The following is a 23,484-nucleotide window of genomic DNA, read 5'->3' on the forward strand; positions in this document are numbered from 1 at the left end:
GCGTTGGTTCTGGGGATGGACCTTCAGACCCCGACCTGGATCGACTGGGAACATCTGACCACCGCCGACCTGGCCGGCGGCGTGCCGGAGCATGCGGTAGCGTTGCTGCCGGTGGCGGCGGTGGAGCAGCATGGCCCGCACCTGCCGCTCGGCACCGACGCGATCCTGACCGACGCGGTGGTTGCCGCCGCGCGCGCGAAAGGGTCGACGGTCGCCACCGTGCTGCGCCTGCCGACCCAGCGCGTCGGTCTCAGCCCGGAGCATCTGGCCTTTCCCGGCACCCTGTCCCTGGAGGCGGAGACGGTGATCGCCGCCTGGACCGCCATCGGCGCCTCGGTCGCCCGCGCGGGGCTGCGCAAGCTGGTGATCCTGAACGGTCATGGCGGCCAGACCGGGCTGGTCGACGTGGTCGCCACGCGGTTGCGGGTCGCCCATGGCATGACGGTGGTGCGGGCGACGACCTTCCGGCTGCTGGGCGATGCGGTCGAGCTCGGCCCCGACGAGGAACGTTACGGCCTGCATGGCGGCATGCTGGAGACCTCCATGATGCTCGCCACGGCGCCCGAGCTGGTGCGACAGGCGGCGGCGGCCGACTTTGCCTCCAGCGCCCAGGCGTGGGAAAAGGGCTTCGCCGCGCTGGAGGGGGAGGGGGCGACGGGTCTCGGCTGGATGGCCCAGGACCTCAACCCGGCCGGGGTGACCGGCAACGCGGCGGCCGCCTCGGCGGAGCTGGGCCACCGCATCATCGACGCGATGGCCGGCCGGCTCGCGGCGGTACTGGACGATCTGGCAGGGTTCGGGGGACTGGCGTGAGCATTACCTGGGAGACGATCCGCGAGACCATGCTGCATGCCCGGCAGGTCCGGCGGCTGGAGGGCGACGCCCGGCCGCTGATCGCCGAGATCGGCCGGATGCGCGAGGAGGGCTCCGACATTCCCGGCGCGCCGGCGCTGCTCGACCTGGTGGAGGCGGCGGCGCGTGGCCGGGTGGCGATCGCCCAGAGCGGCCAGACCCTGGATGGCCGCATCGCCACGGCACGCGGCCATTCCCATTACGTCAACGGACCGGAGGCGCTCGACCACCTGCATCGGCTGCGGGCGCTGGTCGATGTGGTGATCATCGGGTCGGGGACCCTGCGGGCGGACGATCCGTCGCTGACCGTTCGGCGCTGCGCCGGCGAGAACCCGACCCGGGTGGTGCTGTCCGGCAACGGCAGCGTGCCGCAGGACCGCAAGCTGTTCACCGACGACGAGGCGCCGACCATGGTGACCGGTGTCGACCTGCCCTGCGAGCCGGACGAGAGCGGCATCGTCGATCCCTGCGGTGTGCTCGACAGCCTGTCGGCCATCGGCCATGACGTGGTGCTGGTCGAGGGCGGGGCGGCGACCCTGTCGCATTTCCTGCGGGCCGGGTGTCTCGACCGGCTGCATGTGATGGTGGCGCCGATCATCCTGGGCTCCGGCCGCCAGGGTTTTCTGCTGGACGAGGTGGAGACGATGGACGAGGCCCGCCGCTTCTCCAGCGCGCGGTATGGTTTGGGGGCGGACACCCTGTTCGACCTGGTGCCGCAGCGGTAGGGGGGCTTCCTCTCCCCTTACCTCTGATCACTCCCCGGATTTATTCCGGGGCCACGCCTGGGATCGCTTCCAAGGACGGCCTTGAGCGACTCTTTCCGCTCACTCCTTGCCGCTCGCCCCGGAATAAATCCGGGGAGTGTGAGAGGAGAAGGGTAAGTTCCCAGCCCGCAAAGTCGTCATCCCGGGCTTGATCCGGCACCTCGGCGGCAGCGTGCTGGAGCGTCGGCGGACTGTCTCGAACGCTCCAGCGGGCCGAACTCTCACCCCTCCGTCCCCGGCTCCACGATCAGGCGGCAGCAGCCGTCCTGGCCCGGCTGCCAGGTGCGGCCTTTGAAGACGAAGCCGGCGGTCTCGAACAGGCCGCTATCGATCCGGCCCGCCGCCCGGCAGAGCCGTTCCACATCCTCTTCCGACCGCCCGTCGGCGACCCAGAAATCCTTCAGCGGACACCGGTGGAACTGGATCTCGATCCGCGCGTCGCTGCGTTCGATCACCTCGGGCGCGAACATCGCGTCGCGGCCGGGGATACCGCCCAGGAAGGCGTCGCACAGGCCGACCGTATCGGCCGGCCCGTACGCCGTGAAATGCGCGCCCATGTCGGTGCCCAGCCGGCGGGTCGCCTCGCCGAGGAGTTCGACCGCCTCCTCGGCGCCGAATTTCTCCTTGAGCACGTCGAAGATGTGGCCATAGGCGGAGGCCCGCATGTTCACCGCCGCCCTGAGCTGCTCCAGCGTTACCTCTTCGGCCATGGCCATCTCCCCCGTTATGCCTTCAGCATGATCTTGCCGATATGCTGGCTCGATTCCATCAGCGCATGCGCCTCGGCCGCCTGCTTCAGCGGGAAGGTCTTGTACATGATCGGCTTCACCGTGCGGGCGGCCAGCAGCGGCCAGACCTTCTCTTCGAGCTGACGGGCGATCGCCGCCTTCTGGGCCACCGTGCGCGGCCGCAGGGTCGAGCCGGTGATCGTCAGCCGGTTGGTCATCACCTTCAGGAAGTTGAAGCCGTCGACCTGGGGCGGCTGCAGGAAGGCGATCTGCACCAGCCGGCCCTCCAGCTTCAGGCTGTCCACGTTCTTCTGGATGTACGGCCCGCCGACCATGTCGAGGATCACGTCGGCGCCGCCGGCCTCCTTCATCACCGCCTGGAAATCCTCCTCGCGGTAGTTGATCGCCTGGTCGGCGCCCAGATCGGTGCAGACCTTGCACTTCTCGGCCGAGCCGGCGGTGGCGTAGACCGTCGCGCCGAAATGATGGGCGAGCTGGATCGCCGTCGTGCCGATTCCGGACGAGCCGCCGTGAATGAGGATGGTCTCGCCCTTCTGCAGGCGGCCGCGCTCGAACACGTTGGTCCAGACCGTGTAGTAGTTCTCCGGGATCGCCGCGGCCTCCTCCAGGGAATAGCCCTCGGGGATCGGCGAGCAGGTATCCGAGGCCGCCGTGCAGTACTCGGCATAGCCGCCGCCCGGCACCAGGGCGCAGACCTTGTCGCCCACCTTCCAGCGGGTCACGTCCGGAGCGATCGACACCACCTCGCCGGCGATTTCCAGGCCCGGAATGTCGGAGGCACCCGGCGGCGGCGGATAGCCGCCCGAACGCTGGATGCAGTCCGGCCGGTTCACGCCGGCATAGGCGACCTTCACGAGAACCTCGCCGGCCTGGGGGGCGGGCACGTCGCGGGTGGTCGGCTTCAGCACCTCGGGCGGACCGCCCGCGCCTTCGATCTCGATCGCCGTCATCGTCGCCGGAATGTCGGTCCCCGGAATGTCGGTCATTGTGTTCCTCCCTGTTGAACGAGGCTCCTTCCTAGACCATGCGGCCGCCGCTTGGAATTGCCAGCTTGGAAAGGGTGGTCGCGGAGACGCGCGTGCACTCCGCGAACGGCTGCGCATGCAAACCGGGTGATTGACGCCGGTTTACCATCTTGACTCTCAACAGCCGCCGTTTCGACACTTGGCGTCCAATCAGCGATCCGGGCTCACCGGACGTGCATGCTCATAAGAGCCGGAGGAAACGTCATGAATTCAACCAAGGTCGCCCGTCGGGCGGCGATGTCCGCGCTTGGCGCGGCCGCACTCGCCCTCCCGATCCTCTCCCTGATGCCGGCGACGGCACAGGCGGCCGATCCGATCCGGATCGGCGTGATCTACGACTTCACCGGGCCGTTCGCGGCCGGCGGGTCGACGGCCGCCGCCGTCGGCAACGAGATCGCCGTGGAGCTCATCAACGAACAGGGGGGCGTTGAGGGCCACAAGATCGAGACCATCGTGGCGGACGCCCAGTCCAAGGCCGAGGTCGCGATCAACGAAGCCACCCGTCTGCTCGACCAGGAGAAGGTCGACCTGATCATGGGCGTGTTCTCCTCGGCGCATTGCGTGCCGATGGCCCAGAAGGTCGACGCGCAGCAGAAGTTCATGTGGGCGAACGTCTGCGTGTCGTCGGCGGTGTTCAAGGACAAGAACCTGAAATACGTGTTCCGAGGCCAGGTCCACTCCGACCAGTTCGGCTGGGCGTCCTGCACCTTCCTGAACGAGTACGCCGAGAAGAAGCTCGGCATGAAGCCGTCGGACCTCAAGGTCGCGATCATCTATGAGGACGGCCCCTATGGGTCCGGCGTCGCGTCGGGCAACGAGGAGACCTGCAAGGGCTACGGCATGGACGTGACCCTGAAGGAGGGCTACTCCGCCACCGCCCCCGACCTGTCCAGCCTGATCACCAAGCTGCGCCGGGCCCGGGCCGACGTCATCCTGCACACCGGATACAACCCGGACATCACGCTGTTCCTGCGTCAGGCCAAGGAGCAGGGCCTGAAGTGGAAGGCGCTGATCGGCCACGGCGCCGGCTACGGCCAGATCGACAAGCTGACCGAGGCCTTCGGCGAGGACGCCAACTACATCTACAACACGGATCCGGTGGCCGCACAGCTTCTCGACCCGAAGACCCTGGCCCCCGGCCTCGGCGATCTGACGGCCGAGATGGTGAAGCGCTACAAGGAGAAGACCGGCGCCACCGAAGTGCCGCCGCACACCTCCATGGGCTTCAACCAGGCCTGGATCTTCTTCAGCGACGTGCTGCCGCGCGCCATCAAGCAGTATGGCGGGTACGATCCGGAAGCCCTGCGCAAGGCCGCGCTCGACACCGACATCCCGGTGGGCGGCACGGTCCAGGGCTATGGCGTGAAGTTCAACCCGCCGGGCCATCAGATGGCCGGCCAGAACGAGCGCTCCTCGCCGGTGGTCATGCAGTACGTGGACGGCGCGACGAAGATCGTCTGGCCGACCCCGATCCAGACCATGGATCCGGTGCTTCCGCTCCCGGACGGCCACACCTACGCGCGCTGACGCAGACTTAAGCGTTCAGATACCGGTCACGTCAGCACAAGAGGTTCGGCGATGGGAGAGATGTTGCAGGTCCGCGGCCTGACCAAGAAGTTCGGCGGCTTCACCGCCGTCAACGAGGTCGCGTTCGATCTGGGCGAGGGGGAGATCCTCGGCCTGATCGGACCGAACGGCTCGGGCAAGAGCACCACCTTCAACCTGATCGCCGGGGCGCTTCCGCCGACCGCCGGCACCATCACCCTGGAGGGGCGGGACATCACGGGTCTCGCCCCCACCCAGGTCTGTCACAAGGGGGTGGGGCGCACCTACCAGATCCCGCGCCCCTTCCGGAAACTGACGATCCTGGAGAACGTGGCGCTCGCCGCGTATTTCGGCTCCGACGGCTCGATCTCCCGCGAGGAGGCGTGGCGCCGGGCCGAGGACGCGCTGGAACTCACGCAGCTCCCGGTGGACGGCCGCGCCCGGGTCGACGGGCTGGGGGCAGCGGGCTTGAAGAAGCTCGAGTTGGCCCGGGCGCTGGCCACCCAACCGCGCCTTCTCCTCGCCGACGAGAGCCTGGGCGGCCTCGACGAGAAGGAGATGGAGCAGGCCGCGGACATGCTCAGCCATATCCGCGAGCAGCGGGGCATCACCATCATCTGGGTGGAACACATCATGGGCGTGCTGATGCGCGTCGTGGACCGCTGCATCGTGCTGGACCATGGCGAGATCATCGCCGCCGGACTGCCGCACGAGGTGGCGCACGATCCCAAGGTGGTCGAGGTCTATCTCGGCTCCGATGCGGAAGCCGTGCAGACGCAGGTCGCCGGGCAGGCGACCGGCGAGACAGTCGGCGCGTGACGGGGGACGGCGTATGCTTGAATTGAAGAACGTTTCCGCCGGTTACGGCACTTTCCAGGCGCTGTTCGACGTCAGTCTGGAGGTCCGGGCCGGCGAGGCGGTGGCGGTGATCGGCCCCAATGGCGCGGGCAAGACCTCGCTGCTGCGGGTGATCTCCAAGGTCATCGACCTGAACGGCGGCGAGATCGCCATGGAGGGGGTGTCGCTGAACGATGTGCCGGCGCACCGGATCATCGAGATGGGCATCGCCCATGTGCCGGAACACCGGCGCCTGTTCCCCCGGCTGACGGTCGAGGAGAACCTGAAGATGGGCGGCTTCATCGCGTCGGCCCGATCGCATTTCGAGGACCGGCTCGCCTATGTCTACGAGCTGTTCCCGCGCATGAAGGAGCGGCGGCACCAGCTCGCCGGGACCATGTCCGGCGGCGAGCAGCAGATGTGCGCCATCGGCCGCGGGCTGATGTCGGGACCGAAGCTGCTGCTGCTGGACGAGCCGTCGGCCGGTCTGGCGCCGGTGATCGTGCAGCAGGTGTTCGACCTGGTCCGGCGCATCCGGCAGGAGGGCTACACCGTGCTGATCGTCGAGCAGAACATCCAGCAGGTTCTGAAGGTCGTGGACCGCGCCTACCTGCTCGAGGTCGGCCAGATCAAGATGAGCGGATCGTCCCAGGACCTCCTGGAAAACGACGATGTCCGCCGCGCCTATATCGGTCTCTGAAGGAGAAGCGCCGTGGATTTCCCGCTCACCGACCCGTTCTTCTGGGAGACCGTCATCCAGGGCCTGCTGTTCGGCGGTGTCCTGGCCCTGCTGTCCCTCGGGCTCAACATCATCTTCGGCGTCATCGACGTGGTGTGGATCTGCTACGCCGAGCTGATCATGCTCGGCATGTACACGATCTACTTCCTGTACAGCGATTACGGCGTGCCGCTGCCGCTGGCGATGATCGCCGGGATCCTGGTGGTGGCGCTGCTGGGGGCGATCCTGCACCACTTCATCATCCGGCCGATCCTGCATACCGAACCGATCAACCAGCTTCTGGTGACCGGCGGCGTGCTGTTTTTCCTGCAGGGCTTCGCCACGCTCGCCTTCTCCGTCGAGTTCCGCAACCTGGGCGTCACCTTCGGCAGCATCGAGGCCGGGGACATGTATATCCCGATCACCCGCCTGCTGGCCTTCGTGATCAGTCTGGTGGCGGTGGTCGGCCTCTGGCTGTTCCTGAAACGCACCTATCTCGGCACCGCGATCCGGGCGATCAGCCAGGATCGGGACGTAATGCCGCTGATGGGGGTGAGCCCGGGCAAGATCTATCTGGTGACCTCGGCCTTGGGCGGCGGGCTCGCCGGGCTCGGGGCGTGCCTGCTGGTGCTGCTCTACGACATCCACCCGGCGATCGGGCTGACCTTCGGGCCGATCACCTTCATGGTCTGCGTCATGGGCGGGCTCGGCAACATGATCGGCGGGTTCATCGCCGCCTTCATCTTTGCCGAGTTCATCGCGCTGGGAGGCTTCTATGCCGAGATCGAGTGGGGCTACGTGATCGCCTTCGCCTTCTTCATCGTCATGATGTTCATCCGCCCGCAGGGCATTCTCGGATCGAAGAACTGAGGGGGCGGGCATGAACATTCCCATGATCATCAAGGCGGTCGGATTCCTCGCCATCCTCAGCATCCCGACGCTGGGCTTCAGCGACTACGTCCTGCACATCGCCATCTCGATCCTGCTCTGGGGTTTCATCTATACCGGCTGGTCGGTGATGGGCCGGTTCGGGCTTGTGTCGCTCGGCCACGGCGCCTTCATGGGCATCGGCGCCTACGGGGTGACCATGCTGTGGAACCATGCCGGCATCACCCCCTGGATCGGCATTCCGGTCGCCGTCGTGGTCTCGGCCGCGGTCGGCTTCATGATCGGCTTCCCGTGCTTCCGCTTCCGCATCACCGGGCACTATTTCGCCCTGGTCACCCTGGCCCTGTCGGAGGTGGCGCGGCTGCTGATCGTGGCCCTGCGCGACTACACCGGCGGCTCGCTTGGCGTCACCCCGAACAGCGTGATCTCGGCGGATACGCCGAATTCGTTCATCGCCATGCAGTTCTCCGACAAGGTGACCTGGTTCTACATCGTCGTCGCGGTCTGGGTGATCGGCCTGCTGGTCTGGCGCATGGTGGACCGCTCGATGATCCGGTACGCCATGGAGGCGATCAGCCAGGAGGAGGACGCGGCCGCCTCGGTCGGCGTTCACGTCACCCGCACCAAGCTCATCGTCACCATGATCTCGGCGGCGATGACGGCGGTGGGCGGCGCGGTCTACGGCCAGTACCAGCTCTACATCAACCCGGAGACCACCTCGGGCATCGCGATCTCGCTGCAGATCGTGTTCGCGGCCATCGCCGGCGGCATGTTCGTGCAGCTCGGCCCCACCGTCGGTGCGGTTATCACGTTGCTCCTGACCGAAGGGCTGCGTCAGACTGTGGGCCATGACGTCCACGGCCTGGACGTCATGATCTACGGGGCGATGCTGGTGCTGTTCATCATCTACATGCCGCGTGGCGTCGTCGGGCGGGTGATCGAGATGTTCGACAGGCGCACCGACGGCGGCGGCCCGACCGCGCAACCGAGGCCGCAGCCGGGGGAATAGTGTCGGACTCCACATCGAAGAGCCTGCCCGCCCACGCGCCGTCCCTGTGGGCGGCCACCGCTCCGCCACCGCCGCAGACCTCGGAACTGCGGGACTCGGTGAAGGCCGATGTGGTCATCGTCGGCGGCGGCGTCACCGGCCTGTCGGCGGCGTTGCACATGGCCGAGCGCGGCATCTCCGCGGTGGTGCTGGAGGCGGCCCGGGCCGGCTTCGGAGGCTCCGGGCGCAACAGCGGGCACATCATCCCGACCTTGGCCGCCGGCGATCCCGACGCGCTGGTGGCGAAGTTCGGCGCCGATGCGGGCGAGCGGATGGTCGCCTTCCTGCGGGACAGCGCGTCCCTGACCTTCGATTTGATCCGAAAATACGCCATCGACTGCGATGCGGTGCAGAACGGCTGGGCCCAGCCGGCGCACCGGGCCTCGCGCATGAAGCTGCTGGAGAAGCGCTACGGCGAATGGACCCGGCGCCAGGCGCGGTCCGACCTGCTCGATGCCGGCCAGATCGCGGACAAGCTCGGCACCGACATCTATCACGGCGCGCTGTTCATGCATTCGGGCGGCCATGTGAACCCGCTGGCCCTGGCCCAGGGCCTCGCCAAGGCGGCGATGGCGCAGGGGGCCAAGGTGTTCACCGGCTCGCCGGCGCTGACCGTCACCCGCGAGGGCACGGAATGGCGGGTGACCACGCCGCAGGGGCAGGTGACCGCCGACCGGCTGGTGATCGCCACCAACGCCTATACCGGCGCGCTGATCCCGGCGCTGGCCAAGACCCTGGTGCGGATCATCAACTACCAGGTCTCCACCCATCCGATGCCGTCGGACATCGCCGCCAGCGTGATCCCCAGCGACATCTCCTCCTCGGACACCCGCCGCGACCTCTATCCGTTCCGCAAGGACCGGGCGGGGCGGCTGGTCACCGGTGCGACCCTGGCCCTGCCGCTGAACATGGATGCCCGCATCCGCCCCTGGATCGCCGAGCGGATCGGCAATGCCTTCCCGCAGGTACGTGACCGGCGGCTGGAATATGTCTGGAACGGCCGCATCGCCATGACGCCGAACCGGCTGCCGCGGGTGCATTCGATTGGGCCGGGCGCCATCACGCCGATCGCCTATAACGGCCGCGGCATGGCGCTGGGCGTGGCCATGGGCAAGGAGCTGGCCGACTGGACCCAGGGCAAGCCGGACGACGCGCTCGGCCTGCCGAAGATGGAGATCGAGCCGATGCCGTTGGTGAGTTCGCTCGGCCGTCTCGCCCAGGCCGCCCTGGTCCGCTACCGGCAGTTGGACGCGCAGGACTGAGGCGCCCCGCTGAACGGCCGTTCAGGCGCTTCGGTTGACCTCTCCCGGATCTGTGCTGTGATAGGCGCCATGATCGTCCGCAACCGGCGGGCGATCCAAGCCATCGAACAGAAACGGGAGAGTTTTCGCGATGAAAACCAGAACCGCCGCGCTTGCCCTGGCGTTGAGCCTTTCCGCCGGCACCGCTTACGCGAGCTGCGAGACCGTCACCTTCTCCGATGTGGGCTGGACCGACATCACCGCCACCACCGCCGCCACCACCGAGGTGCTGCAGGCGCTGGGCTACGAGACCGACATCAAGGTCCTGTCCGTGCCGGTGACGTACACCTCCATGGCCCAGGGCGATATCGACGTGTTCCTCGGCAATTGGATGCCGACCATGGAAGGGGACATCGCGCCGTATCGCGAGAAGGGCACCGTCGACACCGTGCGCGAGAACCTGGAAGGGGCGAAATACACCCTGGCGACCAACGCCGCCGGCGCCAAGCTCGGCATCAAGAGCTTCGCCGACATCGCCAAGCATGCCGACGCCCTGGACGAGACGATCTACGGCATCGAGCCGGGCAATGACGGCAACCGCCTGATCCTCGACATGATCGAGAAGGACGCCTTCGGCCTGAAGGGCTTCGACGTCAAGGAGAGCTCCGAGCAGGGCATGCTGGCCCAGGTGAAGCGGGCCGATCAGCGCGGCGAGCCGGTGGTCTTCCTCGGCTGGGAGCCGCACCCGATGAACGCCAATTTCGACCTGACCTACCTGACCGGCGGCGACGACTATTTCGGCCCGGATCTGGGCGGGGCGACCGTCTACACCAATACCCGCGCCGGCTATGTGGACGAGTGCAAGAATGTCGGCGCGCTGCTGAAGAACCTGAAGTTCTCGCTCGCCATGGAGAACGAGATCATGGGCGCGATCCTGGATGACGGCACCGCGCCCGACAAGGCGGCGACCGCCTGGATGAAGGCCAATCCGGATGTGGTCATGGGCTGGCTCGACGGCGTGACCACCAAGGATGGCGGCGACGCCAAGGCGGCGGTGAAATCGGCGCTCGGGCTCTGAGCGACAGCGGGTATGGGGGAGGGGCACCGCGCCCCTCCCGCTCCAACGGGCGGGGGTAGGACATGGAGTGGTTGACCGAGACCAAGATCCCGGTCGGCCGGACGGCGGGGGAGCTGTTCGACTGGCTGCAGACCAACGGCGGCTGGTTCTTCTGGACCCTGTCGGACGCGCTCGAATGGATGATCGACGCGATCCTGACGGTGCTGCAGGGGCCGCACCCGCTGGTGATCATCGCGATCTTCGCCGGGCTGACCTACGCGCTGCAGCGCAACTGGAAGACCGCCGCCTTCATCGTGCTCGGCTTCCTGTTCATCCTGAACCAGGGCTATTGGGAGGAGACCACGGAGTCTCTGACCCTGGTCCTGTCGGCCTGCGTGGTGTGCATGGGCATCGGGGTGCCGATCGGCATCGCCGTCGCCCACCGTCCGCGCCTCTACCGGGTGCTGCGGCCGGTGCTCGACCTGATGCAGACCCTGCCGACCTTCGTCTACCTGATCCCGGCCATCGTGTTCTTCGGCATCGGCATGGTCCCGGGGCTGATCGCCACGGTGATCTTCGTGCTGCCGGCCCCGATCCGGCTGACCCATCTCGGCGTGGTCTCGACCCCGACCCACCTGCTGGAGGCGGCGGAGGCGTTCGGCGCCACGCCGTCGCAGAAGCTGTGGAAGGTGGAACTGCCCTACGCCTTCCCGCAGATCATGGCCGGGCTGAACCAGACCATCATGCTGTCCCTGTCCATGGTCGTGATCGCCGCCCTGGTGGGGGCCGACGGGCTCGGCGTGCCGGTGGTCCGGGCGCTGAACCAGGTCAACACCGCGCTCGGCTTCGAGAGCGGCTTCATCATCGTGGTGGTCGCCATCATGCTCGACCGGATGCTTCGGGTGACGAAAGAATGAGCGGGGGAATGAATACCGGAGAGAGCACCGCCGTCGAATTCCGGAACGTCTCCATCGTCTTCGGCGACACGCCGCAGACCGCGCTGCCGCTGATGGATGCCGGCCAGACGCGCGGCGAGATCCAGGCCGAGACCGGCCAGGTCCTCGGCGTGCACGACTGCTCCCTGACCGTGGCCGAGGGCGAGATCCTGGTGCTGATGGGCCTGTCCGGCTCCGGCAAGTCGACCCTGCTGCGGGCGGTGAACGCGTTGAACCCGGTGACCCGCGGCTGCGTGATGGTCAATGACGGCGACGGGATGGTGAACATCTCCGAGGCCGATCCGGCGACCCTGCGCCGGCTGCGGCAGCAGCGGGTCGCCATGGTGTTCCAGCAGTTCGGCCTGCTGCCCTGGCGCAGCGTGGCCGAGAATGTGGGCCTCGGCCTGGAGCTGGCCGGCATGGGTGCCGCTGAGCGGGCAGAGCAGGTGACCGAGCAGCTGGCGCTGGTGGGCCTGTCCGACTGGGCCGACCGCAAGGTGGCCGAGCTGTCCGGCGGCATGCAGCAGCGGGTCGGCCTCGCCCGGGCCTTCGCGACCAAGGCGCCGATCCTGCTGATGGACGAGCCGTTCTCAGCCCTGGACCCGCTGATCCGCACCCACCTGCAGAACGAGTTGCTCGACCTGCAGAAGAGTCTGCAGCGCACGATCGTCTTCGTCAGCCACGACCTGGACGAGGCGTTCAAGCTGGGCGATCGGATCGCCATCATGGACGGCGGGCGGATCGTCCAATGCGGAACGCCGCGGGATATTTATTCAAATCCCGCAAATGATTACGTGGCGGAGTTCGTGCACAACATGAATCCGCTCGGCGTGCTGACCGCGGGAGACGTGATGGTGCCGGTCTCGGGGGCGGTCTCCGAGGTGACCGTCGACCGCGACGCCGAAATCGAGGACGTCATGGGGTGCATCCTGCGCGATCCAAACCCAGTGCTGGTCCGCGACGGGGACGAGACCGTTGGCATGGTCACGCGGGACTCGCTGCTGGAACGGCTTGTGTCGTTGGGCGAGGGGAAAGGGTAGGGGGCGAGCTGCCCTCCATTCTCGCTCCCACTCACTCCCCGGTCTTGTGCCGGGGCCTACCGGTGAGCGAGGCGTGAAAGAGGATATCTCTCTCCGGCGCCCGTGCCGGCGGAGCGGTGGATCCCGGCACAAGGCCGGGAAGTGTCTCATTGGGAGGCTGAAGAGGCCGCTCCTAAGCCCCCGCCGTCACCGCATAGGCGCCATAGACCGCCCAGCCCGCCCAGATCGCCAGCGCCACCCAGATCAGCACCACCACCACGGCTGCCGTCCGGCTGGTCGGTCGCTCCGTCATGTCCTCCGCGCGGGCTCGGCACTCCTCGATCACCTCGGGCGGGATCATCCGCAGGACGAGCAGCAGTCCGAGCGGGACGATCACGATGTCGTCGAGATAGCCCAGCACCGGAATGAAATCCGGGATCAGGTCGATTGGCGACAGGGCATAGGCCACCACCACGGCGGCGAGCGCCTTGGCGTACCAGGGCGTGCACGGATCGCGGGCGGCGAGGTACAGGGTGACGGCATCCCGCTTGATCCGCCGGGCCCAGTGTTTCAGTCGGTGCAGCATGGCGGGAGGGTAGAGGGTCTGTGACCGGCCGGCAAAATCGCAGGGCGCTGGGGAGACGGAACCGTGGATCCCGGAACAGGTCCGGGAAATGATTTTTCTGGCGGGTGAGAGAGGCGCGCTACAAATCCGTCCCGCCCTATGTCAGCCCCATCAGCCGGTCGATCTCGCCGCTGTCCGGACCGTCGGGGCGGCCGTGGAACACCACCCGGCCGCGGCTCATCACCAGCACTGTGTCGGCCAGCGCCTTGGCGAAGTCGAGATACTGCTCGACCAGCAGGATCGCCATTTCGCCCCGGTCGCGCAGGATTTCGATGGCCCGGCCGATATCCTTGATGATCGACGGCTGGATGCCCTCGGTCGGCTCGTCGAGGATCAGCAGCTTCGGCTTCGTCACCAGCGCCCGGGCGATGGCGAGCTGCTGCTGCTGGCCGCCGGACAGGTCGCCGCCGCGCCGGTCCAGCATGGACTTCAGCACCGGGAACAGCTCGAAGATCTCGTCCGGCACCTTGCGCTCGGAGGAGGGCAGGCAGGCGTAGCCCGTGTGCAGGTTCTCCTTCACCGTCAGCAGCGGGAAGATCTCGCGGCCCTGGGGCACATAGGCGATGCCGGACCGCGCCCGTTCGAAGGACGGCAGGGCGGTCAGGTCGGTGGCGTCCCAGGCCAGGGTGCCGCCGCTCACCGGATGATGCCCGACGATGCCGCGCAGCAGGCTGGTCTTGCCCACGCCGTTGCGGCCGAGCACGCAGGTCACCTTGCCGATTTCCGCCTGCAGGTCGATGCCCCAGAGGATCTGGGCGGCGCCGTAATGCAGGGTGAGGTCCTTGATCGTCAGCATGATGCGTTCCTCACCGGCCGAGATAGACGTCGATGACGCGCTCGTCGGCGCTCACATGGTCGAGCGAGCCTTCCGCCAGGACCGAGCCCTCGTGCAGCACGGTGACCATCACGCCCAGATCCTGCACGAAGCTCATGTCGTGCTCGACCACCACCACAGAGTGGTCCCTGGCGATTTCCTTCAGCAGGGTCGCGGTCTGCACCGTCTCCGCATCGGTCATGCCGGCGACCGGCTCGTCCACCAGCAGGAGGGACGGGTCCTGGGCCAGCAGCATGCCGATCTCCAGCCACTGCTTCTGCCCGTGGCTGAGGTCGGCGGCCATCATCCCGGCGCGGTCGGCGAGGCGGATGGTGTCGAGCACCCGGTCGATCTTGTCGGCCTCCTCCTCGGTGGCGCGGGCGAACAGGGTGTCGAACACGCTGCGCTTGCCGGCCAGCGCCAGCACGATGTTGTCCCTCACCGTGTGGCTCTCGAACACGGTCGGGCGCTGGAACTTGCGGCCGATGCCGAGCTGGGCGATGTCGGCCTCGTCCAGCTTGGTGAGGTCGTGATGGCCGGCGAACAGGGCGGTGCCGACATCCGGGCGGGTCTTGCCAGTGATCACGTCCATCATGGTGGTCTTGCCGGCGCCGTTCGGGCCGATGATGGCCCGCATCTCGCCCGGCTCGACCACGAAGGACAGGTCGTTCAGCGCCTTGAACCCGTCGAAGGACACGCTGATCCCGTCGAGATACAGGACGGTGCGGGTCAGTTCCTTGTGCAGCGTGTTCATGCCCGTTCCTCCGCCCCGGTGGAGGTGGTTGGACCGGTCTCGGCCGCGGGTTCGGGCGGAGGCTGACGACGGCGCCACTGAGAGATCAGGCCGAGGATGCCCTTCGGCATGAACAGGGTGACGACCACGAACAGACCGCCCAGCGCGAACAGCCAGATCTCGGGCAGGGCGCCGGTGAAGTAGCTCTTGGCGAGGTTGACGCCGATGCCTCCGATCACGGCGCCCACCAGGGTGCCGCGGCCGCCGACGGCGACCCAGATGACGGCCTCGATGGAGTTAGCCGGGGCGAATTCGCCCGGGTTGATGATGCCGACCTGGGGCACGTAGAGGGCGCCGGCCACCCCGGCCATCATCGCCGAGACGGTAAAGACGAACAGCTTGTAGTGCTCCACCCGGTAGCCGATGAAGCGGGTGCGGCTCTCGGCGTCGCGCACGGCGATCAGAACCTTGCCCAGCCGCGACAGGACGATGGCCCGGCAGATCAGGAGCATGACCGCCAGGGCGGCGATGGAGAGCAGGTAGAGCCCGATGCGGGTGCTGTCGGCCTGCAGGTCGAAGCCGAGCACGTCCTTGAAGTCGGTCAGCCCGTTATTGCCGCCGAAGCCCATCTCGTTGCGGAAGAAGGCGAGCATCAGGGCGAAGGTCATGGCCTGGGTGATGATCGAGAGATAGACGCCGGTCACCCGTGAGCGGAACGCGAGGAAGCCGAAGACGAAGGCCAGCAGCCCCGGCACCAGCAGCACCATCACCATGGCGAACCAGAACATGTCGAAGCCGTGCCAGAACCAGGGCAGGGACTCCCAGTTCAGGAACACCATGAAATCCGGCAGGATCGGGTTGCCGTAGACGCCGCGCGGCCCGATCTCGCGCATCAGATGCATGCCCATGGCGTAGCCGCCGAGCGCGAAGAACGCGCCGTGGCCGAGTGACAGGATCCCGCAATACCCCCAGACCAGATCGATCGACAGGGCCAGCATGGCGAAGCAGAGATACTTGCCGAACACCACCACTGAGGCGGTGTTCACATGGAACGGCGAGCCGGGCTCGATGAACAGGTTGGCGACCGGCACGTAGATCGCCGCGGTCAGCAGGCAGACCAGCAGGATCAGCCCGGACGTGCCGGTCAGGCGCAGGAAACGGCCGGTTATCATGATTCCACCGCCCGGCCCTTGAGCGCGAACAACCCGCGCGGGCGCTTCTGGATGAACAGGATGATGAACACCAGCACCAGGATCTTGCCGAGCACCGCGCCGGCATAGGGCTCCAGGAACTTGTTCAGCACACCCAACGAGAGGGCGCCCACCAGGGTGCCCCAGAGATTGCCGACCCCGCCGAACACCACCACCAGGAAGCTGTCGATGATGTAGGACTGGCCCAGGTTCGGGCTCACGTTGTCGATCTGCGACAGCGCCACGCCCGCCACCCCGGCGATGCCGGAGCCGAGGCCGAAGGTAAGGGCGTCGGTCCAGTTGGTGCGGATACCCATGGAGCTGGCCATGCGCCGGTTCTGGGTGACGGCGCGCATCTGCAGCCCGAAGGAGGTGTGGCGCAGCACCAGCACCAGGACGGCGAAGACCGCCAGCGCGAAGACGATGATCCAGACCCGGCCGTAGGTGAGGGTCAGGCCGCCCAGCTCGAAGGCGCCGCTCATCCAGCTCGGCGCGCCGACCTCCTGATTGGTCGGGCCGAACAGGCTGCGCACCACCTGCTGCAGGATCAGTGACAGGCCCCAGGTGGCCAGCAGGGTCTCCAGCGGCCGGCCGTAGAGGAAGCGGATGATGCCGCGCTCGATCGCCATGCCCACCGCTCCGGCGATGGCGAAGGCCACCGGCAGGGCGATCAGCAGGGAGACGTCGAACAGGTAGGGGGCGTGGTTGCGGATGATCTCCTGCACCACGAAGGTCACGTAGGCGCCGATCATGACCATCTCGCCATGGGCCATGTTGATGACGCCCATCACGCCGAAGGTGATGGCGAGCCCGATGGCGGCCAGCAGCAGCACCGAGCCGAGCGACAGCCCGTACCAAACATTCTGCGCGGCAGACCACAGGGCGAGGTCGGCTTCGACCTTGCGCACCGCGTCGGCGATGGCGGAGCCGAGCGCCTCGCTGGCGCCGTTGGAGGCGGACAGCAGGATGGATCGGGCTTCCTGGTCGCTTTTCTTGGCGATGGTCTGCACCGCCTCGATCTTGACCGCGTCGGGAGCATCGCTGTTCAGTATGGCGGCGGCGCGGGCGCGTTCCATGACGGTGCGCACGCTGTCGTTCTGCTCGGCGGCGATGGCGTCGGTCAGCGGTTCGATCGCTTCGGGATCGCGGCTCTTGAGCACCGACTGGGCGGCGGAGATGCGGATGGAGGCGTCGGGGCTGCGCAGGGTGAGGGTGCCGATGGCGGCGCGCACGGCCCGGCGCAGGCTGTTGTTCACCCGGATCTTGGTGACCTCGCGCCGTCCGACCTCGCCGGCCGAGGTGCCGGTCAGCGGGTCGGTCAGCAGGTAGCCGGAGCCGCCGCGGGTGGCGATGAACACCGCCTTGTCGGCGGGGCGGAAATACAGATCGCCGTTGCCCAGCGCTTCCAGCAGGGGAGCGAGCTTGGCGTCGCCGGTGGCGGCCAGGTCGGCCACCACGCGCTCGGTCTCGTCGAAATCGGCACCGGCGAGCCGGGAGACCAGATCGCGGATCGAGACGTCCTGGGGGGATCCGGATTGGGCTTGTGCTGGCGCGCCGATGGCGGCGGTCGCCAGGACAAGCACAAGCGCGATCCGCTGCAGGATCAGAAGGAGAGGGCGTGCCATCTCGCGGGGTACTCGCTTGGCTGAGGCGGGGAGGGCCGGGAGGAGCCCCGCCGAGGGTTCGGCGGAGCTCCCGGTGTCATGAGGGCAGGGTCAATTGCCCTTGCCGCCGCACTTGCCGGTGGTGGTGTTGAAGTTGCCGCAGCTCATCGGCTTGCGCCAATCGGAGATCAGCGGCTTGGAGTCCGGCAGGAAGTCGGACCACGCATCGCCGACCACCAGACCCGGGGTCTCGAAGACGGTCTCGAACTGGCCGTCGGCCTGGATCTCGCCGATCAGCACCGGCTTGGTGATGTGGTGGTTCGGCATCATCGCCGAGTAGCCGCCGGTCAGGTTCGGCACGGCCACACCGACGATGCTGTCGATGACCGCATCCGCGTCGGTGGTGCCGGCCTTCTCGACCGCCTTGATCCACATGTTGAAGCCGATGTAATGGGCCTCCATCGGGTCGTTGGTCACCCGCTTCTCGTCGCCGATGAACTTGTGCCAGGCGGCGATGAACTCGTCGTTCTCCGGGGTCGCGGCGGACATGAAGTAGTTCCACGCGGCCAGGTGACCGACCAGCGGGCCGGTGTCGATGCCGGCCAGTTCCTCTTCGCCGACCGAGAAGGCCACGACCGGGATGTCCTCGGCCTTGATGCCCTGGTTGGCCAGTTCCTTGTAGAACGGCACGTTGGCGTCGCCGTTGATCGTCGACACCACCGCGGTCTTCTTGCCGGCCGACCCGAACGCCTTGATCTCGGCGACGATGGTCTGCCAGTCGGAATGACCGAACGGCGTGTAGTTGATCATGATGTCCTCGGGCTTCACGCCCTTGTCGAGCAGGTAGGTCTCGAGGATCTTGTTGGTCGTGCGCGGATAGACGTAGTCGGTGCCGGCGAGCACCCAGCGCTCCACGCCCTCGGTCTGCGCCAGGTAGTCGACGGCCGGGATCGCCTGCTGGTTCGGCGCCGCACCGGTGTAGAACACGTTGCGCTGGCTCTCCTCGCCCTCGTACTGCACCGGATAGAACAGGATGCTGTTCAGCTCCTCGAACACCGGCAGCACGGACTTGCGCGACACCGAGGTCCAGCAGCCGAACACGGCGGCGACCTTGGAGCCGGTGATCAGCTCGCGGGCCTTCTCGGCGAACAGCGGCCAGTCGGACGCCGGATCCACCACCACAGGCTCGAGCTTCTTGCCCAGAAGACCGCCCTTGGCGTTCTGCTGCTCGATCAGCATCAGCATGGCGTCCTTCAGCGTGGTCTCGCTGATCGCCATGGTGCCCGACAGCGAGTGCAGAATGCCGACCTTGATCGTTTCCTGCGCCTGAACGGCCGTGGACAGCAGCAGACCGGCTGCCAGCCCGAGCGCCGATCCCCTCAACATCTTCGTCATTTTCATCGATGAAGCCCCTCTTTGGGCGGGCAGACGCCCGCGACAACGGGGAACAAGCGCAAGAGCTGTGCCACTGTGACGGGTGTCGAGATCGGAAGAATTAGTGAGGTATTTCATATGGTTTGGCGTAATGGCCGTACAAAAAATCTACTTATTCGTGCTTCATATTTTTGCAATGCACAAAAGGCTGCCCAAAATTGGGGCAATTCATTGGGCGCTCGTGCGCGGCTGAGAAAGTGGGATGTTCGTTCCCAGGTCCGGAAAGCCGGTGATTGGGGATGACCCAGGGCGCAAACCCGCTTTCGCGGACGGGGGAATCCCGCTACACGAGGGCATGGCTTTTCCCCGAGAGATTCGCGCCGTCGTGTTCGACATGGACGGCCTGCTGGTCGATACCGAGACCGGCTTCCGCGACGTGTTCTTCGCCGTTGCCGCCGAGCGCGGGCACGAGGTCCCGATGCCGGTCTTCCAGCAGCTTATCGGCGTGCCGAATGCCTCCGCCCTGGCTGCTTTGAAGGCCCATTTCGGCCCCGATTTCGACGCCCAGGGCATGTTCGACGCCTGCTGGCTGCGGTTTCACGACTCCCTGGATGTGAGCACCATTCTGAAGGCGGGGGTGGCGGAACTGCTCGACCATCTGGACGAGATGCGCATTCCCCGGGCGATCGCCACATCCTCGCCCCGGGAGGCGGTGACCCGCTATCTCGGGCCGCGCGGCATGGAGGAGCGGTTCGACGCCATCGTGACCAAGGGGGACTACCCGCGCCCGAAGCCCAATCCCGATCCGTTCCTTACCGCGGCCGCCCGGCTCGGCATCGATCCGACCGACTGCCTGGCGCTGGAGGATTCCCATAACGGCGTGCGTGCGGCCCATGCGGCGGGGATGATGACGGTCATGGTGCCGGACCTGCTCGATCCGACCGAGGAGATGCACGAGAAGTGCCTGCATGTCGCCGAGACGTTGCACCATGTGCTCGACCTGATGCGCCTCGGAGTGACCGGCCGTCCGGCAGAAATTGGTTAAAAATTTAGATAAAATACTGAAAATAAACCGTTTTTACTCTTTGTTTACGGTGCATTCATTACGTTCCAGCAAAACCTTCCTTGCTGGAGACCTTCTCGATGACCCGTTTTCTGTCGCGTCTATCCGTCGCGGCCAAGCTCACCGCGCTCGCCGGTGTGACGGCGCTGGCCGTGCTCGGCCTGTCCGCCATGTCCCTCTACAACAGCTATCAGCAGCTCCGTCAGGACCGTATCGAGATGGTCAAGGCGGTGGTCGACTCAACAAAATCCTTTGCCGAAAGCGTCTATGCGAAAGCGGATGCGGGCGAGATCACCGAGGATGAGGCCTTCGCGTTGCTGCGTGGCTTCATCAGCGGCGTGCGCTTCAACGGCGAGGACTACCTGTTCGCCTATTCGATGGACGGCATCGGCCTGATCCACCCGATCAATCCGGGCATCGAAGGCAAGTCGCTCATGGGCGTGAAGGACAAGAACGGCACGCACATCATCAAGGAGATGATCGACAGCATCCGGGCCGATGGCGACGCGGTGGTCGAGTATTATTGGCCGAAGCCTGGGGTAGACGGCGACGTGCTGAAGCTGAGCTATGCCGTAGGGTTCCCGCGCGGCGACATGTTCTTCGGCTCCGGCGCCTATGCCGACGACCTGAACGCCGCCTTTATCGAGCAGGCGATCCAACTCGGTCTCGTCAGCGCCGCGGTGCTCGCCGTCGCCCTGCTGCTCACCGGCTTCACCGTGGTCGATCTGCGCCGCGCCATCGGTGGCCTCGGCCGGTCGATGACGGCGCTGGCCGGCGGCGACCTCAAGGTCGAGGTGCCGGGCACCGATCGCCGCGACGAGATCGGCGCCATGGCCCGCACGGTCGAGGTGTTCCGCGAGAACGCTATCCAGAAGGACGCGGCCGAGCGCCGCCAGGCCGAAATGGAGCGGGAGGCCGTGACCAAGCGGGCGACCCTGCTGGCCGAGCTGGCCGACGGACTGGACGCCAAGGTCTCCGTCATCGTTCAGGATCTGGGCAAGGGCGTGAGCGGCATGACCGGCCGGATCTCCACCCTGCGTGGGGTGACCGACAACGCACGGACCATGAGCCAGGACGTGGCGGCGGCAACCGAGCAGACCTCCGCCAACATGCAGTCGGTGGCGGCCGCTTCCGACGAGATGAGCTCCACGGCGGCCGAGATCAGCCGTCAGGTGACGATGTCGACCGAAGTGGTCGGCGAGGCCGGCGAGACCGCCTCGGCGGCGGCGGAGCAGGTGGCGCGGCTGTCGGACTCCGCCGACAAGATCGGCCAGGTCGTCGGCCTGATCACCGAGATTGCCGAGCAGACCAACCTGCTGGCCCTCAACGCCACGATCGAGGCGGCCCGGGCCGGCGATGCCGGCAAGGGTTTTGCCGTTGTCGCCTCGGAAGTGAAGAGCCTGGCGACCCAGACCGCCAAGGCCACCGAGGAGATCTCCGGCCAGATCGCCAACAACCAGGCGATGATCCGCGAGACCGTCACCGCGATCTCCCGCATCAACGAAATCATCGGCCGGGTGCGCGAGACCGCGACGTCGATCGCCAGCGCCGTCGAGGAGCAGAACGCCGCCCTCGGCGAGATCGCCGGCAGCGTCCAGCAGGTCGCCGGCGCGTCCCAGGAGGTCGGCCGGAAACTGCGCGAGGTGGCCGAGGGCTCCCGTCGCGGCGCCGAAGCGACCGAGGAGGTCTCGGCCCTGGGCGGCGAGCTCGACCGGCTGTCGTCCACCCTGCGCACCACGGTGGAAGCGGTCGTCGGAGAAATCCGCGGGATGGCCCGCTCCGCCTGAGGAGCCGAATAGACTAAGGATCAGGACCCACCCCCGTGTCTCTCAAGGCGCGGGGGTGGGCCGCATTTGTGATAGGCGACTTCCCCTAGGCCCCGGACGTGATGAAGGGCATGTACGGGACCAGCCTGCGGGCCGCGATGCGCGGCAGGGTCGTCTCGACGAAGGCCGCGAAATGGGTGGTCGCCTCGTGCGCCGCCCGGCCGGTCTCATCCTGATACAGCTCGAAGATGAAGAAGCTCTTCGGGTCGGTCGGCGACCGGCACGGTAGGAAGAGCTTCATACCCGGTTCCGCCATGGACGGGGCAATCAGGGCCTCCAGCGCCTGGCCGACGGCCTCCTCCTCGCCGTCCTTGGCGACGATCTCGATCGCGACCGCGCAGCCCGTCGTCAGATCGGCGAAGGTCAATGCAGCAGGCTCCATCTCAGTCTTTCCCATCGGGGGCCGTCCTCTCTCTGTGAGCCAGGGACCCTACAGGGAAGGAGGCGGCATCGGTTCGGCCCGGCCCGAAGCGTTGCCAGGCGCTCGCTCCTGACAGCTTTTCGCCGCCGCACGCCTCGTGTAGGACTTCCGATACCAATCGGTCGGCCCAGAATGCCGGTCGCCTTCGTCAGTTCGGGAGAACGCCATGAAGTTCGTGAAATCGCTGGCCGTGGCCGGCCTCGTTCTCGCCGTGTCGGCCACCGCCGCCTCGGCCGAGACCCGCGTGACCTATAAATCCGCCAAGTCCAGCTCGTCCTACTACCAGATGGGCGTGCAGATCGCCGAGGCCATGAAGGCCGGGACCGACGGCGCCGTCATCGTCACCGTCGAGGAGAGCCAGGGCTCCGTCCAGAACGTGATGGAGGTCATGGGCCGCAAGGGCAACTACGTCTTCACCACCCCGCCGGCCCTGGTCGGCCTGGCCCAGGGCGGCAAGGCGATGTTCGAGGGCAAGGGCAACCCGCGCTTCGACGAGATCCGCGCCCTGTTCCCGATCCCGTCGCTCACCATGCATTTCGTCATGCGCGCCGATGCCGGCGTGTCGAGCCTGGAGGACCTAGCCGGCAAGACCATCCTGCTGGGTAAGGGCTCCTTCGGCGCCACCGAAGGCGAGAAGTACCTGAAGCTGTTCGGCCTGGAAGGCAAGGTGACGCTCGCCGACGTCGAGCTGTCCAACGCCGTGCCGGCGCTGAAGAACGGACAGATCGACGGCTTCGTGACCGCCGGTTCCTACCCGGCGCCGAACGTGATCGAGGCCGCTGCCGGCACCGGCGTGACCGTGCTGTCGCTGACCGACGACCAGATCGCCCAGACCAAGCGCTCCAAGCTGGTGATTCCGGCGGGCACCTATGCCGGCCAGGACAGCGACATCGTCACCACCTCGCTGCCGGTGGTCGCCTATACCACGACCGACATGGACGACGAGACCGCCTACCAGCTCACCAAGACCTTCTGGGAGCAGAAGGAGAAGATGGGCAAGGACGCGGCCTGGTGGAACGGCGTGAACCAGGATCTGATGGCCAATATCGCCGGCAAGATCCACCCGGGTGCTGTGAAGTTCTACAAGGAGAAGGGCTTCGCGCTGACCGACGCGCAGATGTGATCCGTCCCTCCTGATCCGACCGGCCCGAACGAT

General features: G+C 66.8%; 22 protein-coding genes and 1 pseudogene. 14 read left to right on the top strand and 9 right to left on the bottom strand.

Going from position 1 to position 23,484, the window contains the following annotated elements; genetic code table 11:
- Positions 1 to 15 precede the first annotated feature (15 nt).
- Together T8K17_RS16170 and T8K17_RS16175 are read left to right on the top strand one after the other, a co-directional pair.
- Positions 16 to 813, top strand: coding sequence for a creatininase family protein (locus T8K17_RS16170; RefSeq protein ID WP_322330771.1), 798 nt, complete (start codon positions 16 to 18; stop codon positions 811 to 813).
- Complete coding sequence (locus tag T8K17_RS16175) at positions 810 to 1,577, top strand: RibD family protein (RefSeq protein ID WP_322330772.1); 768 nt, start codon at positions 810 to 812, stop codon at positions 1,575 to 1,577. The genes T8K17_RS16170 and T8K17_RS16175 overlap by 4 nt, the downstream gene beginning before the upstream one ends.
- A 260-nt stretch (positions 1,578 to 1,837) precedes the next feature.
- On the opposite strand, the gene T8K17_RS16180 is transcribed toward T8K17_RS16175, so the two are convergent.
- Together T8K17_RS16180 and T8K17_RS16185 are read right to left on the bottom strand one after the other, a co-directional pair.
- A complete protein-coding gene (locus T8K17_RS16180) occupies positions 1,838 to 2,326 on the bottom strand; it encodes an L-2-amino-thiazoline-4-carboxylic acid hydrolase (RefSeq protein WP_322330773.1) in 489 nt (162 codons plus the stop codon).
- Between the two features lie 14 nt (positions 2,327 to 2,340).
- A complete protein-coding gene (locus T8K17_RS16185) occupies positions 2,341 to 3,351 on the bottom strand; it encodes an NAD(P)H-quinone oxidoreductase (RefSeq protein ID WP_322330774.1) in 1,011 nt (336 codons plus the stop codon).
- A gap of 243 nt (positions 3,352 to 3,594) precedes the next feature.
- Between T8K17_RS16185 and T8K17_RS16190 the strand changes: the two genes are divergently transcribed.
- The 9 genes from T8K17_RS16190 to choV all read left to right on the top strand — a co-directional run bounded on the left by T8K17_RS16190 (position 3,595) and on the right by choV (position 12,699).
- Positions 3,595 to 4,917: an ABC transporter substrate-binding protein gene (locus T8K17_RS16190; protein WP_322330775.1), complete on the top strand. Its 1,323-nt coding sequence runs from the start codon at positions 3,595 to 3,597 to the stop codon at positions 4,915 to 4,917.
- A 51-nt stretch (positions 4,918 to 4,968) separates the two neighbouring features.
- On the top strand, positions 4,969 to 5,754 hold the full coding sequence (locus T8K17_RS16195) for an ABC transporter ATP-binding protein (RefSeq protein WP_322330776.1): 786 nt from the start codon (positions 4,969 to 4,971) through the stop codon (positions 5,752 to 5,754).
- A 13-nt stretch (positions 5,755 to 5,767) separates the two neighbouring features.
- Positions 5,768 to 6,472 carry an ABC transporter ATP-binding protein gene (locus T8K17_RS16200; protein WP_322330777.1) on the top strand — a complete coding sequence of 235 codons (705 nt, stop codon included), beginning with the start codon at positions 5,768 to 5,770 and terminating at the stop codon, positions 6,470 to 6,472.
- 12 nt (positions 6,473 to 6,484) lie between these two features.
- Complete coding sequence (locus tag T8K17_RS16205; RefSeq protein ID WP_322330778.1) at positions 6,485 to 7,360, top strand: branched-chain amino acid ABC transporter permease; 876 nt, start codon at positions 6,485 to 6,487, stop codon at positions 7,358 to 7,360.
- 10 nt (positions 7,361 to 7,370) lie between these two features.
- Positions 7,371 to 8,387 carry a branched-chain amino acid ABC transporter permease gene (locus tag T8K17_RS16210; protein WP_322330779.1) on the top strand — a complete coding sequence of 339 codons (1,017 nt, stop codon included), beginning with the start codon at positions 7,371 to 7,373 and terminating at the stop codon, positions 8,385 to 8,387.
- The gene (locus T8K17_RS16215) at positions 8,387 to 9,688 is read left to right on the top strand and encodes an FAD-binding oxidoreductase (RefSeq protein WP_322330780.1); all 1,302 of its coding nucleotides are present in this window, start codon (positions 8,387 to 8,389) and stop codon (positions 9,686 to 9,688) included. Before T8K17_RS16210 ends, T8K17_RS16215 begins: the two co-directional genes overlap by 1 nt.
- Positions 9,689 to 9,818: 130 nt before the next feature.
- On the top strand, positions 9,819 to 10,745 hold the full coding sequence (locus tag T8K17_RS16220; protein WP_322330781.1) for a choline ABC transporter substrate-binding protein: 927 nt from the start codon (positions 9,819 to 9,821) through the stop codon (positions 10,743 to 10,745).
- A 62-nt stretch (positions 10,746 to 10,807) separates the two neighbouring features.
- The gene (gene choW / locus T8K17_RS16225) at positions 10,808 to 11,641 is read left to right on the top strand and encodes a choline ABC transporter permease subunit (protein WP_322330782.1); all 834 of its coding nucleotides are present in this window, start codon (positions 10,808 to 10,810) and stop codon (positions 11,639 to 11,641) included.
- Between the two features lie 8 nt (positions 11,642 to 11,649).
- Entirely contained in the window at positions 11,650 to 12,699 is a 1,050-nt protein-coding gene (gene choV, locus T8K17_RS16230) for a choline ABC transporter ATP-binding protein (protein ID WP_322330783.1), read from the top strand.
- A gap of 172 nt (positions 12,700 to 12,871) precedes the next feature.
- Here choV and T8K17_RS16235 read toward each other — a convergent pair.
- The 6 genes and pseudogenes from T8K17_RS16235 to urtA form a co-directional block, all read right to left on the bottom strand.
- Positions 12,872 to 13,255: pseudogene (locus T8K17_RS16235) on the bottom strand (YkvA family protein); the annotation flags it as partial.
- A 145-nt stretch (positions 13,256 to 13,400) separates the two neighbouring features.
- Positions 13,401 to 14,099, bottom strand: coding sequence for an urea ABC transporter ATP-binding subunit UrtE (gene urtE, locus T8K17_RS16240; RefSeq protein WP_322330784.1), 699 nt, complete (start codon positions 14,097 to 14,099; stop codon positions 13,401 to 13,403).
- Between the two features lie 10 nt (positions 14,100 to 14,109).
- Complete coding sequence (urtD, locus tag T8K17_RS16245) at positions 14,110 to 14,871, bottom strand: urea ABC transporter ATP-binding protein UrtD (protein ID WP_322330785.1); 762 nt, start codon at positions 14,869 to 14,871, stop codon at positions 14,110 to 14,112.
- Positions 14,868 to 16,022, bottom strand: coding sequence for an urea ABC transporter permease subunit UrtC (gene urtC, locus T8K17_RS16250; RefSeq protein ID WP_322330786.1), 1,155 nt, complete (start codon positions 16,020 to 16,022; stop codon positions 14,868 to 14,870). Before urtC ends, urtD begins: the two co-directional genes overlap by 4 nt.
- Positions 16,019 to 17,665 carry an urea ABC transporter permease subunit UrtB gene (gene urtB / locus T8K17_RS16255; protein WP_322330787.1) on the bottom strand — a complete coding sequence of 549 codons (1,647 nt, stop codon included), beginning with the start codon at positions 17,663 to 17,665 and terminating at the stop codon, positions 16,019 to 16,021. The genes urtC and urtB overlap by 4 nt, the downstream gene beginning before the upstream one ends.
- A gap of 90 nt (positions 17,666 to 17,755) precedes the next feature.
- Positions 17,756 to 19,045, bottom strand: coding sequence for an urea ABC transporter substrate-binding protein (gene urtA, locus T8K17_RS16260; protein WP_416153120.1), 1,290 nt, complete (start codon positions 19,043 to 19,045; stop codon positions 17,756 to 17,758).
- Between the two features lie 328 nt (positions 19,046 to 19,373).
- Between urtA and T8K17_RS16265 the strand changes: the two genes are divergently transcribed.
- A complete protein-coding gene (locus tag T8K17_RS16265; RefSeq protein WP_322330788.1) occupies positions 19,374 to 20,063 on the top strand; it encodes an HAD family phosphatase in 690 nt (229 codons plus the stop codon).
- Positions 20,064 to 20,161: 98 nt separating this feature from the next.
- Complete coding sequence (locus tag T8K17_RS16270; RefSeq protein WP_322330789.1) at positions 20,162 to 21,868, top strand: methyl-accepting chemotaxis protein; 1,707 nt, start codon at positions 20,162 to 20,164, stop codon at positions 21,866 to 21,868.
- An 85-nt stretch (positions 21,869 to 21,953) separates the two neighbouring features.
- Here the strand turns inward: T8K17_RS16270 and T8K17_RS16275 are convergent, their stop codons facing one another.
- Entirely contained in the window at positions 21,954 to 22,304 is a 351-nt protein-coding gene (locus tag T8K17_RS16275) for a putative quinol monooxygenase (RefSeq protein WP_322330790.1), read from the bottom strand.
- A 190-nt stretch (positions 22,305 to 22,494) separates the two neighbouring features.
- Here T8K17_RS16275 and T8K17_RS16280 point away from each other — a divergent pair, with 190 nt between their 5' ends.
- Positions 22,495 to 23,451: a TAXI family TRAP transporter solute-binding subunit gene (locus T8K17_RS16280; RefSeq protein WP_322330791.1), complete on the top strand. Its 957-nt coding sequence runs from the start codon at positions 22,495 to 22,497 to the stop codon at positions 23,449 to 23,451.
- Positions 23,452 to 23,484: the final 33 nt, after the last annotated feature.

Origin of the sequence: Thalassobaculum sp. OXR-137, assembly GCF_034377285.1 — a bacterium.
Lineage (GTDB): Bacteria > Pseudomonadota > Alphaproteobacteria > Thalassobaculales > Thalassobaculaceae > Thalassobaculum.

Bases quoted from the DNA above. Each gene is read 5' to 3' on its own strand.
- urtD (WP_322330785.1), bottom strand. From the start codon at position 14,871: ATGAACACGCTGCACAAGGAACTGACCCGCACCGTCCTGTATCTCGAC.
- T8K17_RS16195 (WP_322330776.1), top strand. From the start codon at position 4,969: ATGGGAGAGATGTTGCAGGTCCGCGGCCTGACCAAGAAGTTCGGCGGC.
- T8K17_RS16270 (WP_322330789.1), top strand. From the start codon at position 20,162: ATGACCCGTTTTCTGTCGCGTCTATCCGTCGCGGCCAAGCTCACCGCG.
- urtC (WP_322330786.1), bottom strand. From the start codon at position 16,022: ATGATAACCGGCCGTTTCCTGCGCCTGACCGGCACGTCCGGGCTGATC.
- T8K17_RS16265 (WP_322330788.1), top strand. From the start codon at position 19,374: ATGGCTTTTCCCCGAGAGATTCGCGCCGTCGTGTTCGACATGGACGGC.
- T8K17_RS16185 (WP_322330774.1), bottom strand. From the start codon at position 3,351: ATGACCGACATTCCGGGGACCGACATTCCGGCGACGATGACGGCGATC.
- T8K17_RS16280 (WP_322330791.1), top strand. From the start codon at position 22,495: ATGAAGTTCGTGAAATCGCTGGCCGTGGCCGGCCTCGTTCTCGCCGTG.
- T8K17_RS16180 (WP_322330773.1), bottom strand. From the start codon at position 2,326: ATGGCCGAAGAGGTAACGCTGGAGCAGCTCAGGGCGGCGGTGAACATG.
- T8K17_RS16210 (WP_322330779.1), top strand. From the start codon at position 7,371: ATGAACATTCCCATGATCATCAAGGCGGTCGGATTCCTCGCCATCCTC.
- T8K17_RS16170 (WP_322330771.1), top strand. From the start codon at position 16: ATGGACCTTCAGACCCCGACCTGGATCGACTGGGAACATCTGACCACC.
- T8K17_RS16190 (WP_322330775.1), top strand. From the start codon at position 3,595: ATGAATTCAACCAAGGTCGCCCGTCGGGCGGCGATGTCCGCGCTTGGC.
- T8K17_RS16275 (WP_322330790.1), bottom strand. From the start codon at position 22,304: ATGGGAAAGACTGAGATGGAGCCTGCTGCATTGACCTTCGCCGATCTG.
- urtE (WP_322330784.1), bottom strand. From the start codon at position 14,099: ATGCTGACGATCAAGGACCTCACCCTGCATTACGGCGCCGCCCAGATC.
- choV (WP_322330783.1), top strand. From the start codon at position 11,650: ATGAATACCGGAGAGAGCACCGCCGTCGAATTCCGGAACGTCTCCATC.
- T8K17_RS16220 (WP_322330781.1), top strand. From the start codon at position 9,819: ATGAAAACCAGAACCGCCGCGCTTGCCCTGGCGTTGAGCCTTTCCGCC.
- choW (WP_322330782.1), top strand. From the start codon at position 10,808: ATGGAGTGGTTGACCGAGACCAAGATCCCGGTCGGCCGGACGGCGGGG.
- urtA (WP_416153120.1), bottom strand. From the start codon at position 19,045: ATGAAAATGACGAAGATGTTGAGGGGATCGGCGCTCGGGCTGGCAGCC.
- T8K17_RS16200 (WP_322330777.1), top strand. From the start codon at position 5,768: ATGCTTGAATTGAAGAACGTTTCCGCCGGTTACGGCACTTTCCAGGCG.
- urtB (WP_322330787.1), bottom strand. From the start codon at position 17,665: ATGGCACGCCCTCTCCTTCTGATCCTGCAGCGGATCGCGCTTGTGCTT.